The sequence below is a fragment of the Daejeonella sp. genome (assembly GCF_036405355.1).
Lineage (GTDB): Bacteria > Bacteroidota > Bacteroidia > Sphingobacteriales > Sphingobacteriaceae > Daejeonella.
In genome coordinates this window covers 17600-31715 of sequence record NZ_DASWXT010000064.1, presented here as the reverse complement: position 1 = coordinate 31715, position 14116 = coordinate 17600, and the positions used below count along the sequence as shown (strand labels likewise).

At 39.9% G+C, this 14116-nt stretch carries 16 protein-coding genes; 6 read left to right on the top strand and 10 right to left on the bottom strand.

What is annotated here, in order from left to right; translation table 11 throughout:
- The 3 genes from VGE44_RS08240 to VGE44_RS08230 form a co-directional block, all read right to left on the bottom strand.
- Window positions 1–207, bottom strand: a 207-nt coding sequence (locus tag VGE44_RS08240) for a DUF6266 family protein (protein ID WP_331077831.1), incomplete at its 3' end; no start/stop codon positions are given.
- Window positions 208–827: 620 nt separating this feature from the next.
- Complete coding sequence (locus VGE44_RS08235) at window positions 828–1115, bottom strand: hypothetical protein (RefSeq protein ID WP_331077829.1); 288 nt, start codon at window positions 1113–1115, stop codon at window positions 828–830.
- Window positions 1116–1231: 116 nt separating this feature from the next.
- A complete protein-coding gene (locus tag VGE44_RS08230) occupies window positions 1232–1507 on the bottom strand; it encodes a hypothetical protein (RefSeq protein WP_331077827.1) in 276 nt (91 codons plus the stop codon).
- A gap of 209 nt (window positions 1508–1716) precedes the next feature.
- On the opposite strand from VGE44_RS08230, the gene VGE44_RS08225 reads away from it, so the two are divergent.
- The 5 genes from VGE44_RS08225 to VGE44_RS08205 all read left to right on the top strand — a co-directional run bounded on the left by VGE44_RS08225 (window position 1717) and on the right by VGE44_RS08205 (window position 5715).
- Window positions 1717–2985, top strand: coding sequence for an aminotransferase class I/II-fold pyridoxal phosphate-dependent enzyme (locus VGE44_RS08225; protein ID WP_331077825.1), 1269 nt, complete (start codon window positions 1717–1719; stop codon window positions 2983–2985).
- Window positions 2986–2992: 7 nt separating this feature from the next.
- Window positions 2993–3670, top strand: coding sequence for a TetR/AcrR family transcriptional regulator (locus VGE44_RS08220; protein ID WP_331077823.1), 678 nt, complete (start codon window positions 2993–2995; stop codon window positions 3668–3670).
- The gene (locus tag VGE44_RS08215; RefSeq protein WP_331077821.1) at window positions 3660–4223 is read left to right on the top strand and encodes a Crp/Fnr family transcriptional regulator; all 564 of its coding nucleotides are present in this window, start codon (window positions 3660–3662) and stop codon (window positions 4221–4223) included. The genes VGE44_RS08220 and VGE44_RS08215 overlap by 11 nt, the downstream gene beginning before the upstream one ends.
- Window positions 4224–4864: 641 nt before the next feature.
- The gene (locus tag VGE44_RS08210; protein WP_331077820.1) at window positions 4865–5317 is read left to right on the top strand and encodes a MauE/DoxX family redox-associated membrane protein; all 453 of its coding nucleotides are present in this window, start codon (window positions 4865–4867) and stop codon (window positions 5315–5317) included.
- A gap of 104 nt (window positions 5318–5421) precedes the next feature.
- Window positions 5422–5715, top strand: a complete 294-nt coding sequence (locus VGE44_RS08205) for a DUF6520 family protein (protein WP_331077818.1) — start codon at window positions 5422–5424, stop codon at window positions 5713–5715.
- Between the two features lie 45 nt (window positions 5716–5760).
- On the opposite strand, the gene VGE44_RS08200 is transcribed toward VGE44_RS08205, so the two are convergent.
- From VGE44_RS08200 to VGE44_RS08185, 4 genes are all read right to left on the bottom strand, one after another.
- Window positions 5761–7068: a hypothetical protein gene (locus VGE44_RS08200; RefSeq protein ID WP_331077816.1), complete on the bottom strand. Its 1308-nt coding sequence runs from the start codon at window positions 7066–7068 to the stop codon at window positions 5761–5763.
- Window positions 7069–7070: 2 nt separating this feature from the next.
- Window positions 7071–8423 (bottom strand): RagB/SusD family nutrient uptake outer membrane protein, encoded by a 1353-nt coding sequence (locus VGE44_RS08195; RefSeq protein WP_331077814.1) that lies wholly within the window; start codon window positions 8421–8423, stop codon window positions 7071–7073.
- 57 nt (window positions 8424–8480) lie between these two features.
- Complete coding sequence (locus VGE44_RS08190; RefSeq protein WP_331077812.1) at window positions 8481–11702, bottom strand: SusC/RagA family TonB-linked outer membrane protein; 3222 nt, start codon at window positions 11700–11702, stop codon at window positions 8481–8483.
- 126 nt (window positions 11703–11828) lie between these two features.
- Window positions 11829–12155, bottom strand: a complete 327-nt coding sequence (locus VGE44_RS08185) for a hypothetical protein (protein WP_331077810.1) — start codon at window positions 12153–12155, stop codon at window positions 11829–11831.
- Between the two features lie 311 nt (window positions 12156–12466).
- Between VGE44_RS08185 and VGE44_RS08180 the strand changes: the two genes are divergently transcribed.
- Window positions 12467–12979 (top strand): helix-turn-helix transcriptional regulator, encoded by a 513-nt coding sequence (locus VGE44_RS08180; protein ID WP_331077808.1) that lies wholly within the window; start codon window positions 12467–12469, stop codon window positions 12977–12979.
- Between the two features lie 60 nt (window positions 12980–13039).
- Here VGE44_RS08180 and VGE44_RS08175 read toward each other — a convergent pair whose 3' ends face one another.
- The 3 genes from VGE44_RS08175 to VGE44_RS08165 all read right to left on the bottom strand — a co-directional run bounded on the left by VGE44_RS08175 (window position 13040) and on the right by VGE44_RS08165 (window position 14078).
- The gene (locus VGE44_RS08175; RefSeq protein ID WP_331077806.1) at window positions 13040–13234 is read right to left on the bottom strand and encodes a hypothetical protein; all 195 of its coding nucleotides are present in this window, start codon (window positions 13232–13234) and stop codon (window positions 13040–13042) included.
- A 124-nt stretch (window positions 13235–13358) separates the two neighbouring features.
- Entirely contained in the window at window positions 13359–13652 is a 294-nt protein-coding gene (locus VGE44_RS08170) for a hypothetical protein (RefSeq protein WP_331077804.1), read from the bottom strand.
- Window positions 13653–13853: 201 nt separating this feature from the next.
- Entirely contained in the window at window positions 13854–14078 is a 225-nt protein-coding gene (locus tag VGE44_RS08165; RefSeq protein ID WP_331077802.1) for a hypothetical protein, read from the bottom strand.
- Window positions 14079–14116 lie beyond the last annotated feature (38 nt).

The window sequence follows — 14116 nt, the reverse complement described above, 5'->3', positions numbered from 1 at the left end:
CCCAATATTGATCAATGCACTGATCGGTTGGAGAAAGCCGGTGGCCATCCCCAGTTTTGCCCGCTGGAGCATTTGCAAATCGGTTGGAGCTTTGCTTGAGGGTTTGGGCAAACTGCGCATATACTCAATACCGTTCCAACTGCTGCCCACTACTGTTCCGACCTTGCCGGAAAATGAGCCTAATATTCCTTTTTTATATGTTCCCATATCGTTTAAATTTTAAAATGTTTAACAATCAGCACCTTTTAATTTGTACCGGTACGCTGTGCTGCTGAACGAAAATAAGTACCGCTAAAGAGCCCTGAAATAGCTGACCCTCTTTGAACCCGTTTTGACCTCCTTTGACCTCCTTTTTGAGGATTTGTTGTGCACTTGTTCGGTCCTTGTTGAGCTTTTGTTGTGCTAAAGGGCGTTTTGGAGCATGTGAGCTGAACAATAGCTGAACAAGAACTAAGGAAAGTATGAGGAAGGTGGTTGAGAGTTGAGAGTGGAAAGAATTGAGCAAATGAGAGAATTAGTAAATTAGCAAATGGGATGAGTACTTCATTTGAAGCTACGTGTCTTGTCTTTATTCATTGCTCTTTCTTCTTTGATCCATTTGATTTGTCAATGAGTTGATTTGTCTATTTGTCGATGGAGAGGATGGCGAATTTGTACTACCTGTCATCCAGAGGAGCCAGCAGATTTTATGAAATTATTTAAAGTGTGCGGCGACGAAGGATCTCATCACTACGAGTATGCAATTTTGCTGAAGCAGGATCTAATCGTAAAGTGTGAATGGAGATGTAATTTGCAGGCAACAGATAACGGTTAACTGTTAACACAGTTCAGCTTGAACCTGTATCCGGAAAAAGAAGAGAGAAGACATCTTTTTCCCGGTAGTAGAATTTATTTTTGATTTTACGGAAAGGGAGTAATCCATCAGCACGACGGCGTTTCAGGGTGCTTTTACTCCAGCTTAGTTTAAACATTACTTCCTGATCATTAAATAAAACCTCGGGCAAGCGGCCCTGAGTTTTGACTCTCTGTTCAGCCAGAATACGGATATAGAAGAGAATCTTACCCTGAGTCTCTTCTATACTTTCAAGTTTCCGGAATAAAGGCCTGTTATCCATAGCTAAGTGTTGATTAACAGTGCTATTTCATAAACGAGTCTGTCCCGTATATACGGGTTTTTATTAAATATTCGTAGAGATTCTGCGCTTAACTCTATCGGACAGTGTGAGTAAATTCAATCTATAAGCTTTTCAATATCTGATTCCCGGTAATAGTATTTGCAATTAATCCGGATGTAATTTATCGTTCCTTCAAGGCGGTGGCGCTTAAGGGTGCTTTGGCTTATGTGATGCTTTTGTCTCACACCTTGATTATCTAGCCACTGTTCTTTAGAAGTAGGAGCAAGTCTGCCACGCTGGTGCTCTTCAATCAGAACCGGCAGCTTAATCCTTTGAGCAAGCCGGATATTTATTCTAAGGAAGAGCCTGAAAAAATGTATTAAGCCATGCATAAGCCTCAGGTTTTGTTCAGATAATATGATAGAACCTTTAAACAACAAGAGCGCAAAACTTATCGAATGTAATTCTTAACTCAATATCATACGGTGACATGTTAAATTCTTTCCTCATGCATGTAATGAATTCCTGTTATAAATGTGATCCATGTCACCACCCATTTCAATAATTGCTATTAGATTTAATTAACTAACCTAAAAAACCTATGGAAATTGAATTTAACACTGCAAGTTTCAAAGACTTTGAAAATGTGGATGGACTGGATGCGTGGAAGCGTGCCAGTTTATTTCAAAATTATCTTAATTATCTGGATAATAACGGACGCCTTAACTACCGCCTTATTTCGTCAAGTGGTTGCGGGCCTGAGATGAATATACTTACAAAAGATCATCCAAAGGCTCGTAAAATGGTAAGCTTTGTATCCAACGATTATCTGGGTTTTACCCAGCATCCTGAAATTAAGGCTGCTGTTATTGCTTCAATAAAGGAGTTTGGGTCCGGCGCGGGTGCGTCTCCTGCAATTGGAGGTCAATTCAGCTATCATGAAGACCTTGAGCAAAAGATCGCTGCTTTTTTTGGCAGGGGAAGCGCAATTATTTATACAACCGGCTATACGGCCAACAGTGCTACTTTAATGAGTCTGCTGCAGAAAGAGGACATTGCAATCGTAGATATGGCAGTTCATGCCAGCGTATATGAAGGCTGTCAGCTTACAAACATGAAAGTATTCCTGCACAACAGGCTGGATCTCCTTGAACGAACATTAAAATTAAGCAGGGATGCCTACCGGACCAAAATGGTTATTGTGGATGGTGTTTATTCGCAGGACGGCGATATAGCCCCGCTTGATAAAATTCTTGAATTATGCCGGCATTATGGTGCTTATTTAGCTGTTGACGATGCACATGGTGTGGGTGTTGTAGGGAATACCGGAAGAGGTGCTATGGAAATGTTTGAGATAATACAGGAGGCTGATATTATAACCGGAACCTTCAGCAAGACTTTCGGTAATGTGGGCGGATATGTTATCGCCTCACCAGAACTAATCAACTTCCTCAAATACCAAAGCCGGCAGCACCTTTTTTCGGCCACCTCAACCCCTGCCGCCGCCGGAATTATCCGCGGCATAGAGCTGCTTGACGAAGAACCCCAATGGAAAGATCTATTATGGGAGAATATCAATCATTTCAAAAATGGCCTCGACAGTCTGGGCTTCGATACAGGTCCCACCCAATCTGCCATTATACCAATTAAAATAGGTGATGCATCTTTAACTGCTCAGATGGCGGCGATGTTAATGAAAGCAGGTATCTATACCAATCCTATTATTTACCCGGCAGTCAGTAAGAAAAATGCACGAATTCGGACAAGCGTAATGGCTACTCATACCAAAGAGCAGTTGGATCAAGCGCTTAATGCATTTGAAGATGCTGGTAAAAAGCTAGGCATCATTCATAAAGATCCGCTTAAATGATAAGGCAATGGAATACAGCGGACAAGATCAACTGAGAAGACAGGCCGACCTGTCATACCCCAATATAAAAGATAAGGAACTCACCAAACGTAAACTAATTAATGCCGTAGGCGAGATAATCAGGACAGAAGGCTATACCGGGCTGGGGGTAAACAAGATAGCAAGGCAGGCACAGGTCGATAAAAAACTGATATACCGATACTTCATCACAGTCGACAGGCTAATTGAAGAATATGTACTTGAAAAAGACTACTGGATGCTGGCTTCGGAGAAAATGGGCGACCAGGCGCTAAATGATGACCTTTCAGAAACGATAGCTAACATTCTGGAAAACCAATTTGATTTTTTTTACAGTCAGGCAGAAATGCAGCAGCTTATTATCTGGGAAATTAGTGGCAGCAAATTAATGAAAAGTATATCGGTGGCAAGGGAGCACCTCGGCGAAAAATTCATGGAGTTGACCGATGAGTATTTTGAAGGTAGCAATATAAATTTCAGGGCTATTGGAGCACTTCTTTCAGCCGGCATCTATTACATGACGCTACATGCGCCTGTTACTCCTTATTGTGGTATCGACCTTAACATACCGGCTCACCGTGATGAGGTTAGGAAGACTATCCGGCAGATCATCCGCTATGCATTTGATGAGGCTAAAGCAAAGAGAAAGGATAGGAATGGAAACTGATCTCATGACAGAATTCCTGAACAGGATATATCCCTTGGCTTCAGGCACAGAAAATTATATCCGTAATATAGCCTACAGGGTACAATACACCAAGGGCCAGATTCTAGCCAGCCCGGGAAAACGGGCAGACGAAATCTGGTATCTGGTTAATGGCCTTGCCAAAGAGTATTATTACGAAGCTTCAGGAAAATGCATCATCACAGCATTCTGGAAAGAGAATGAGCTCATGGTAATTCCTGAAAGCTTTTTCAGGAAAACTCCTTCTGACCGCTATATCGAACTGGTTGAGGATAGTGTACTGCTGGGTTTGAGCGGACGACAGGTATTGCGGCTTCAACTGGCACATCCAGAGGTTCATTCACTGGGCTATGGAATACTTTCATTTGCCAAAAGAAAGAGCGACGAAAAGGGCTCTCTGTTATTCCATAGTGCTAAAGAACGGTACTCCTTGTTTTGTGAAAAATTTCCATGGGAACGGATATCGGTAGCAGATGCAGCATCATATCTGGGATTAACAAGGGAAACTGTAAGTGCTATTCGTAATATCAGATAGGTCTTAATGGCAATACATAAATTAACGTGAACCCGACATAATATTTTAAAAACCACATACCCGCCTGCCGGCAGGGAAACATAGTATTTTATAGCTTCTAACATACATTTTAGACATAGATAGCCTTGAAGCTTCGCTTCAATCTATGTGGTTAAATATTAATCTTTAGATAGTCGAACTCACGTTAAATTATTTAAGGATTGTCAGGTTTCAGCCTTTGCTCAATGTCATTATTTAAGAGAAAGGAAGGAAAACCTAATTAAAAAATGGGGTCGCGGCCTCCGCCGCGATGACAAACGATATAAAAAAACAAGGAGATTCCGGCGCGGAGGCCGGAATCGTATTCTCATTGCAATCATAGCGGGTTTAACCCACTACCTTTTTAATTAGCAAGATGTAATCCTTAAATTATGACATTGCCTTTCCGGGTCAATTTGCAATCCAAAAATGTTAGAGCTGATGATGATCCAGATAATTATCGGGATGGGTACACGGCAGGTTGCAAACTCAGAGAATGGAGGTAAAATTTTATAAGCTAATCAGTTTTTTTATTAATTATTACCTCATAAAGTCATCATTATCACTCAATAATGTATTTGTATTAACATATTCTCCGGCGATTCGTGACTGAACTTTAGGTTATGAATACTCATGGTACAAAAAGATATGGTGATATCCCTAACAGGACAGTAATTGCATTATTGATACTGCTTTGGATTTACTCTGGGGTCAGTAAATTAATTGAATCTGAAGAGACGCAGCTACAGATTCTTAACCAGGTATTTCCAAAGGTCTTGTCCCGGGCCATTTTATGGAGTATTAGTATTATCGAAATTCTGACTGCGTTTTTATTATCCTTCCGCACAAGCCGTCAGGCAGGTATTATTATTTCAGTAGCATTAATGGGGGTTTTTACCCTGTATATAGTTGCGGTCGTTCTGGGACTGTTCAGGTATACACCCTGCTCCTGCGGCGGCATTATAGCAAATTTAAGCTGGTCGCAGCATCTGATTTTCAATGTCTGCTTTCTGGCCTTAGCGCTCTATGCTTTATTCATCAGTTTAAAAGAAAGGAGGTCGAAAAAAAACAATTGAAACAATCAATTTGATGTCCGGTCCGGATGGCAGGATATCTGATATAGATAAGGAGAAGCCGAAAACCTTGAACAGAGTAGGCAATAGTTTAAAAAAATAATACCATGAAAACCTTTAAAATTAATCTGAATGTTTTGGCTCTGGTTTGTGGCTTAGCATTTGCTTTCAGCTCTTTTGCTTTTACAAATAAAAGCCTCAATAATAACAATTTATCAACCGGATGGTTTGCAACTGATCGTGATGGAAATCTGCTTGCATCCCCTTATGTTCCAATTGAAAATCCGGAAATCAGTTGCCTTGGCGGCGATGATTTTTGTGCTAAGGAATATACGCTTGATGTAAACGGAGACCCGGATACTGAAACCCAATCTCAGCCTGTTATGCGACCAGAGGAATGATTCAAAAACAGCCCCGATTTAAGGGGCTGTTTTCAGGTTAAAAGGCTATCTGATCACCAGAACTTTAGTCTCCACTTTCTTAGGAATTAGATCAAATCCGAATTTATTTAGTTCTTCTCTCATTTCCTGAATATTATCTTTTCCTTTATATTGCAGCAGTATCCTCTCTTTGAAATTGGTTTCATCAACAATGATATCGTTTCTCAATTTTCCTTCCAATGATTTAATAAGTTGTTTTACCAATTGATTTTCTACAGATGTGATTCCACTTTTCTGATTGTAAAGTGTTAAGCTTCTTCCTATCCCGGAGGACAATGGGATCTTATTTTTGTCGCTTATTATTAAGGCATATCCATCCACTATTCTTGTTTCTTCATTTACACTGATATTGAAAAAGCGTTGAAGGTCGTGCTTCATCATTTTCGGCAGCTTATCAGCATTTTCAGGCAATACTTTAATTTCATAACAATAGGTATTGTTCCATTCCCATTCAATTAATTCGTTATTGTCTGTTGGCATGAAGAATTTTTCAGGATCGTCTCTTTCATAAATTACCCTTCTGTCGTCAGACAATGCCCCATATTTTTCTCCTGAACCGAAATTGTCATAGGCCAGCTTAATCAGATTTTTGACCGACATGTTATAGTAAGCTCTCCTTATTACTTTTTTTGAAATCGGGTCAACAGTGTTTCCTGCTTTCTGGTTTATTCCATTTATGTATCTGGTATAGTAAGAAAACTGTTCAAGATTATTCATAAATGACATATTAGCTTGCATGAACAAGGGTTGGGCAGGATTGAAATTCTGGAAATGGTCCATTGGTAAAAGGTTCAAGCCTTCATTATGAATCAGTTTTTTTACATTTTCAACCGTGAAATTCTGCGGATTGGCAATTGCTCTGATTATTCCTTTATTATCAACCCAAACCTGATGAGGTAATTCAATGGGAAAGAATTCTCTTAAAGTGGAGTCTGAGTAAACAAGCGGTAATTTTGAATTGGAAGCGATTTCAGATCGGGCAAACAATTTTCTGAGATCCAGATCCGTTTGTCTGGTAACACGAATAACTTCCAGATCTTTTTTAAAAAGCTGTTGGGTACTATCGAGTTCCTTAAAGGTTTTAACAGAATAGCTGCAATAAGGACTCCAAAAATCAATGATCAGATGTTTTTCGGAATTATCCTGTATTTTTCTCACAGCCTTACTACTATTCAGGATCTTGCTGATATGGATTGCAGGAAGTTTGTCGCCTACTGATAAGGTCTTACTACTTTTAGTTTGTGACCATAAAGGCAGATAAAATAGTATACTGACAAGCATCAGTATATATTTGAGGATAGATATATTTTTCATAATTATCTTGGATTTTGTGCGATGCCTGTAGCATCAATTATATAATTGGGAATTGGAAACACATAGCGGGGATCATTGGCAGGAAGTACATAAGTCTGGCCGTTTATTACCCTGCTGAGGTCTGTAGCAAATTTGGGCTCCAGATTGAGTCTCCGGAGATCCTGCCACCTCATTCCACGATAAACTAATTCCTTTCTTCGCTCTTTTAATATTATACTTAAGGCTGCTTCGGCACTGCTAGCTGTTAATGGAATGAACGTTCCTGTTTTAAATCTTTTTACAAGAAGGGTATTTAAAGATTTCATAGCATCAACAGTGTTTCCCTTCCGCGCATAACATTCTGCCTGAATCAGATATAACTCGTTACTTGAAAAGCCAGCGAAGGGCAAAATACTTCCCGTATAGCTTCCTTTAAAAGAATAAGTACCATTGGTGTTCAGTTTGAAAAAGACGGATTTCCGCAGGTCGTTGCTTGAATAGGTATTGATTAATTCCGGGCTGATGTTCGCATTCACCAACACAGTTAATAAGGCTTGTATTGCATAATAGGAAGTTTCCTGATTGAATGCGGTAAATGAGTTGGCTGCTGCAGGATTTATGCTATTATAATCAATCAGGGTATTAAACAGGCTAAGACTCTGACCCGAATAGGTTAATGCATCATCAAATTCGCCCATTGATAAACTTAGCCTTGCAAGTAATGCCAGGGCTGAGGCTTTGGATGGATCTGATCCAATTTTGGGTAAGGGATACAAAAGATTGACAGCTTCTTTGAGGTCGGTTTTGATTTGATCATAACCTTCCTGCACACTGGATCTGACAGTTTTGGTATTTATATCTGAATTTAGCCTGATTGAAATACCCGGGTCAGTTGCAGCAGTTTGCAAACTATATGGCCTGGAAAATACGATATGGAGGTCGTAAAAAGCTTTGGCCCTGTGAAAAAGTGCCTGTCCCCGGGTGTTGTTCCATTCGGCCTTGCGGCTTGCATTCAGCTTCAATTTTTCCAGTCCTTCCAATACCACATTGCTGATAAAAATTTGGTTGTAGCAATTGTTCCACTGGAGCACTTGCGTTGTCCCAACAAAGATTTCCGGTTGCCATGAATAAATATTTCGATCCAGTAGAGGTAAGGAGCTGAAAACCGAATTGCTGACAAAAATATCGTCAGACGAAGCTTCTCCTAGGGCAGTATAATTGGTATTTAAAACGGAGTTGTTTAAAAGCAGTTTCATATCCTCAAGGGTTTGAGGAACAATTGTTGAACTATCGGATTTGGCATCCAGCCAGTCTTTTTTGCAAGCGGAAGTCAATAGAATGATTCCGGCAATAATCGGATATATATGTTTTTTCATCTGTTCATTTTTTTTAAGTTAAATACTGTTTATGAAGCTTGTTTAATTCCCCTTGTTTTATAGGGTTGTTCTGAGTCCGAAAGCGATGGATCGGCTGAGCTTTATATCCGGATAATCAGGGTCAATTCCTTGCTTATTAGCTGTCCATAATAAGCCTGCATTATTCAGATAGATAAACATGGACAGTTTTCTAAAAGGCATTTTAGTCCACTGCTTATTTGTCAGATCATAGCTGAGGTTAATATCCTGAAGCCTTATATTGTCACCTTTTTCGACCAGAATCTCAGCATTTCGATAAAAATTGTCCTTTGCACTGTTATTATCTGCCGGAAAAGAGGGAACAGAAGTAAAGGCTTCATCTCCGGCTTTTTGCCAGCGTAAAGCATAATCACTATGGCTCCGACCTGTAGTAAATAAGCTGCTGTATTCAATAGAACGCCTTTTGAAATAATAGCCAAAGCGGTAAGTGATATTTGCCGAGATCGTAAATCCTTTCATACTAAAGGAATTTCTTAAGGCACCATAAACAGGTGGCAAAGCTCTTCCATGAAATACAAGGCTATCGACGGTTTGTCCGGATGAAGAGTTTAACAATGAATAATTCGTACTTGGAACTCCATGGACATAACCCATCGGATTTCCTGTAGCAGGATCTAATCCTGCCCATTGTTTACTATAAATTCCAAATAGAGGCTTACCGGGGGTAGGAGAGAACGAAGACTGACTTCCTGTGAGACTGGCATCAGCCATATAAGAGGCGAAAGTCGGGCTAATAGCATAACTTGTAACCTCATCCCTTGAATAACTGAATAAAAGGTTGCTTTCCCATCTGAGCTTTCTATCGAGATTAATACTATGCAGCTCAAGATCAACCCCACTGCCTTTCATATTGGCTACGTTCCCGCGGAAGGATGATTGACCGGAAGTTGGATCGAGAGGGCTTTGACCTATCAGATCTATTCCTTTTTTACTATAATACTCTAAATTCCCATTAAGCCTTCCATTCTTACTGCCGAATTCAATACCTAAATTCAATATGCCGGTTTTTTCCCATCTCAGGTTTGGATTCGGTGGGTTATTAATATTTGCGGCAGGTAAGCCATTTTGGCTGTTTCTGGTAAAATTTGCTGTGGTATAGGCAGTCACAGTTTTATCAATGTTTCCATTATAACCATAAGTAGCTTTTAACCTGAGAGTTGGAAGAAAATCGAGTTTGTAAAATTCCTCAGATGCCAGATCCCATTTAAGGCCGGCTGACCATAATGGCACTGCCCTTTGATTGCTGCTGACCCCAAAATGGTTTGACTGATCGATTCTGCCACTGGCTGAAAAGATGTATTTGTTATTTAAGGTATACGCAACATTCATAAAATACGACCTGAACCGGTTAAGTGTCTCAGAAATAGAGGGATTGGCCAATATCAATCCGTTGCCATTAGGGGAAAGTGGAAAGGGAGTGGTGGAATTTACTGCAACAGATGATCCCAGATTCGGATCATAACCAAATACCCGATTACTGTTAGCTGTTGTCTCAAGCTCTCTTATTTCTATTCCAGCCAATGCATTGATGGAATGTTGTTTGAAATTATGATTATAATTTAGTTGCGCCCGTCCATTATGGCTATCAAGATTTGATCGGCTAAGGTCGAGTATGCCTCCGACAGGAATATTCCTGATTAAGTCGTTAGCACTTTTACTGGTATAGCGGTTAATCAGGTTCCGGGTATAGTAAGAATCGATGCTGTTCAGGGAATTGCCATTTTCCCATTGGCGCTGAAACTGATACTTGATATCTGTACTGAATAATTTCCCGAGTTGATATCTGAGCCCGGTTAACAACCTGATATCATTACCTTGCACTCGCTGGCCAGGCAATTCCAATTCCTCCAATGGGCGAAATTGCCAATCCAGGTATCCTTGTCCGAAAGCCTCCTCCTTGTAGGAATTACGGTAATCTTTGGTAATACTCAGCGGATTCCCATTTTCATCAATCAGGCGCGTGTATGGGTACAGAACCCGACCCGATGGACCTCCGGTTACAAGTTCCTGTACCGTGTTATTTTTATTACTATTAGTCTGGCTAAAGTTTAATGATGCGTTAAGCTGTAAGCCTTTTAACGGCCGAAAGCTCTGGCTGGTATTCAAAGTGAGACGTGAAAAATCATTAGCAATTGCATTAGATAGATTATTATCAAACCCTGCCGAGTAATAATAAGTATGATCTTCAACCCCTCCCTTCAGACTGAGTGCGCTCTGAATGTTTGTGCCTTTGCGATACATCAAATCGGTAAGATCATTCCGCAGATCATAAGCCCTGAGTACATTTATCCTGCTTTCCATTTCCGAATTGCTTATAAGTCCCTTTCTGTTACGATCCAGCAGATCTACGACTTCAGATATAGGCGGGCGGGTAGTGGTATTATTCAGATCAGCATTATAAAACCCTCGCTGAAACAGGAGGATCTCTGTATCGATAAAATCAGAGCTAGCCATTCGTGGCTGATAGAACTGGTCAGGTTGCTGGATACGGGTAAGATTGGAATGAAATTCTGTTGTTAAAGGCTGACTGAGACTTCCTTTTTTGGTATTGATTACTATAACACCATTACCGGCTCTTGCACCCCAGATAGAGGCAGCAGCAGCATCCCTTAAAACGCTGATATTTTCAATATCATTCGGATTAATGTTATTGATATCACCTTCATACGGAAAATTGTCCAGCACAATTAGTGGCTGGTCATTCGCAAAGATGGTACTACGGCCCCTGATGCTCAGTTTGGAAGATCCGCTTCTTTCATCAAATAGAAGCGAAGGAGTAATTCCTTTCAGTCGACTGATCACATCAGTGGATATCTGGCGGTTAAACAATTCTTTGCTTATGCTTGCAAAAGATCCTGTGGCCCGTTCAAGCGGGATCTCCTGATATCCGGTGCTAACAATCACTTCTTCCAATTGTCTGGCGTTCGGTAGCAGAGTGATAGTGATTTCGTTTCCTTTACCGGCTATCGGAATTTCCTGTGGCAGGTAGCCAATAAAGCTTATCAGGAGTATCGGGTGTGCGGGTACTTCGTGGAGTCTGAAATGGCCATTTGCGTCACTTATTCCCGCAACTTTACTGTCTTTTACTTTGATGGATGCTCCCTGTAGTACCTCCCCTTTTTGATTAGTTATTTTTCCGGAAATTATAATTAAAGGTTTGACTGCAGGGATTTCCTGAGTGAATCCATTCAGTACAGGCCAAAGCGCGGCCAGTACGATAGTTAGTATCGTTTTTTTCATTTAATTATTTGGTTAGTGATTTAAGAAAAGTCCCGGCTTCCGCCGGGATGACAGCCGGGATCGCCAGGACTATTATTGTCATTCTGGCGAGTGACACTGACGATCCCGGCGAAGGCCGGGACCCAATCACTCCGGATGCCTCTTAAAAGAGGCGAAGAGATCTTTAGTTGACACCTGGTTCTGGTAGATATCCTCCTTGCCTTCCTGGTTTTGAACATGCTTCAGCTTTTCCTGCAGTTCATAAAGCGCAGGCAGCACTTCTTCCAAAGCTTCAAAATAATCGAGTAGGCGTTTTTTGTTGTGCAGGCTTTGTTTGGAATAGCCTCCACCTAGCATGACAGTAAATGCCCGACAAAGCATCTCATCAGCTTCAATTAAGCTGTAGGAGGAACAGAAATTTCGCAGATTTTGGAAAACTGCTTTTTGTTTGGATTGGTGGTTTTGTGTACTCATATGCAATTTTTCATATGAGTCCTGAGGAAATGCAGTATAATACATGTGGGGCCTGCAGACCGTAGCTACACTAAAGTTTCTCACGCCTTACGTAACACGGAATTACAGCAGACCCCACATCTATTTCAATGTACTAATATAGTACATCTACACATAGACATGGGTATTATTCTGCTGCCCTGCGTTACGGCGTGAGAAGGTAGCCGCAAGACTCTAATTAATACCAACTATCTATATCAAATATAAAAAATTATTTCATATATAAAAAATATATAGTCAAATTGAAATGATTATGCAAGCCATATTGCTGTATGAGCGAATTGGCAATAAATATTGTTGGTGCTAATGTTAAGGCAATAAGGAAAGCGTTAGGACTATCACAACTTAAATTTTCTATCGTTATAGGACTCTCTAAAGCGAGTATAATTAATATTGAAAGTGGGAAAAAGGGGTATAACCTTAAACTATTGGAAAGTGTTACTTCCTTTACAAAGTATTCGCTTAATGATCTATCAAATAAATATTTTAAGCCCGATGCCAACCTAAGGAATAAGTTGGGCAAATTGTATAAGCATAGTGAATTCTCGCATATATTAAATTGCTCCCCAGAGATTGTTTATGCTATAGAATTCAAACTTCTTAAAAGTGATTTTATAGATCAGCCAAAAGAAATTAGCCAGATAAAATCTTTCTTTGAGAGATTTGGATGGAAATATAGTGGAACTTCAATCTCAAATGCTTTGAAGAGAATGCCGGATTTGATTGAGATAAGGCAGCATGAAACGAAGAAAAATACTAACATTTATTTAAAGAAAAGCAAATGAAGATAAATTGCGAATCAATTTAGTTGCATTATATCAAATCCGCTTTTTTCATATGTCTCATTAATAAAAGGCAGGAAGCAATTCTTCGAGTGCTTCTAAAAAATCCAATACCTGTTCTTTTTTACTGTTGTCATTAGCACTAAAATGTATACCGTCAATATGGTTGTACATCTGGTTTAGCATTTCTGTACTTTCGTGGAGAGTGTAGGAGGATAGAAAGTTATTCAGATGGCGTGTAGCTTCTTCTTTTATCATGGACATATTTTTTGATCGTTTATATTTTTCCTCAATTATAAGTATCCTGCAGAAAAATAGAAAAGAGAATGAGGGAACGGTAAGCTTAAATTCCAGATTGCTATTTCAGCAGACATTAAAAACTTCACTTAAGCTTATTTTGACTTAGCAGAAGTTGAATTTGATTTAGACTATAAAACTCCTTTCGCCGAATATAAATAGGGTGTATACAGCCCTCCTTCTTCAGCCGATAAATGGTCGAATCGCTGATGTGGTACTTCTGCATTATATCATAACGGTCTAATAACTGGTCTTTTTGCTCTTCAACACGGGCGTACCATGCTAGCTGTTCATCCCGCATTTGCTTCAAAATACTACAGCTTTCTTTAAGCTGGTCCAGGATTGTTGCTTCAAACACATTAAGTTCTGATCTTCTCATGGCAAAAAAGAATGTCAGCTAATTTCCTTTATTCATTTCAAACTAGCGGTGACATTGTATTTTTCCTTCGATAAGGGCTGATTGGGGAATGCAGGAGCTTTAATCTCAGTAATTTGGCTTGACAAGGATTATCTAAAAACTATAACCACAAAAAGAATTGATAAGAAGGCCTCAAACCCTCTTATCAATTCCCGTTGTTTACTATGGGATAGTATCGGTTAGATCCCAGCCTCCACTGCAGCCACGACACTCCTTTAACTTTTCTTTCACACCTTTATTCGGACTAGGGAGATCGTCTTTTGTACAACTGCTAAATAGCATTAATATCACTGTGGCTATGCCAAGTTTGGTTATAAACACCATTCCTGACGGCGCATAAAAATTCCTAATGTGACTTCTTTTGAAGCCAATTTTTAATCGTTTCATTTTCCTGAATTTTAAGATGAATACTAATTACCGGCCTG

What these genes read in the sequence shown, in the direction of transcription:
- VGE44_RS08235 (WP_331077829.1), bottom strand. Translation starts at nt 1,115, where the DNA reads ATGGATAACAGGCCTTTATTCCGGAAACTTGAAAGTATAGAAGAGACT.
- VGE44_RS08230 (WP_331077827.1), bottom strand. Translation starts at nt 1,507, where the DNA reads ATGCATGGCTTAATACATTTTTTCAGGCTCTTCCTTAGAATAAATATC.
- VGE44_RS08225 (WP_331077825.1), top strand. Translation starts at nt 1,717, where the DNA reads ATGGAAATTGAATTTAACACTGCAAGTTTCAAAGACTTTGAAAATGTG.
- VGE44_RS08220 (WP_331077823.1), top strand. Translation starts at nt 2,993, where the DNA reads ATGGAATACAGCGGACAAGATCAACTGAGAAGACAGGCCGACCTGTCA.
- VGE44_RS08215 (WP_331077821.1), top strand. Translation starts at nt 3,660, where the DNA reads ATGGAAACTGATCTCATGACAGAATTCCTGAACAGGATATATCCCTTG.
- VGE44_RS08210 (WP_331077820.1), top strand. Translation starts at nt 4,865, where the DNA reads ATGAATACTCATGGTACAAAAAGATATGGTGATATCCCTAACAGGACA.
- VGE44_RS08205 (WP_331077818.1), top strand. Translation starts at nt 5,422, where the DNA reads ATGAAAACCTTTAAAATTAATCTGAATGTTTTGGCTCTGGTTTGTGGC.
- VGE44_RS08200 (WP_331077816.1), bottom strand. Translation starts at nt 7,068, where the DNA reads ATGAAAAATATATCTATCCTCAAATATATACTGATGCTTGTCAGTATA.
- VGE44_RS08195 (WP_331077814.1), bottom strand. Translation starts at nt 8,423, where the DNA reads ATGAAAAAACATATATATCCGATTATTGCCGGAATCATTCTATTGACT.
- VGE44_RS08190 (WP_331077812.1), bottom strand. Translation starts at nt 11,702, where the DNA reads ATGAAAAAAACGATACTAACTATCGTACTGGCCGCGCTTTGGCCTGTA.
- VGE44_RS08185 (WP_331077810.1), bottom strand. Translation starts at nt 12,155, where the DNA reads ATGAGTACACAAAACCACCAATCCAAACAAAAAGCAGTTTTCCAAAAT.
- VGE44_RS08180 (WP_331077808.1), top strand. Translation starts at nt 12,467, where the DNA reads ATGAGCGAATTGGCAATAAATATTGTTGGTGCTAATGTTAAGGCAATA.
- VGE44_RS08175 (WP_331077806.1), bottom strand. Translation starts at nt 13,234, where the DNA reads ATGATAAAAGAAGAAGCTACACGCCATCTGAATAACTTTCTATCCTCC.
- VGE44_RS08170 (WP_331077804.1), bottom strand. Translation starts at nt 13,652, where the DNA reads ATGAGAAGATCAGAACTTAATGTGTTTGAAGCAACAATCCTGGACCAG.
- VGE44_RS08165 (WP_331077802.1), bottom strand. Translation starts at nt 14,078, where the DNA reads ATGAAACGATTAAAAATTGGCTTCAAAAGAAGTCACATTAGGAATTTT.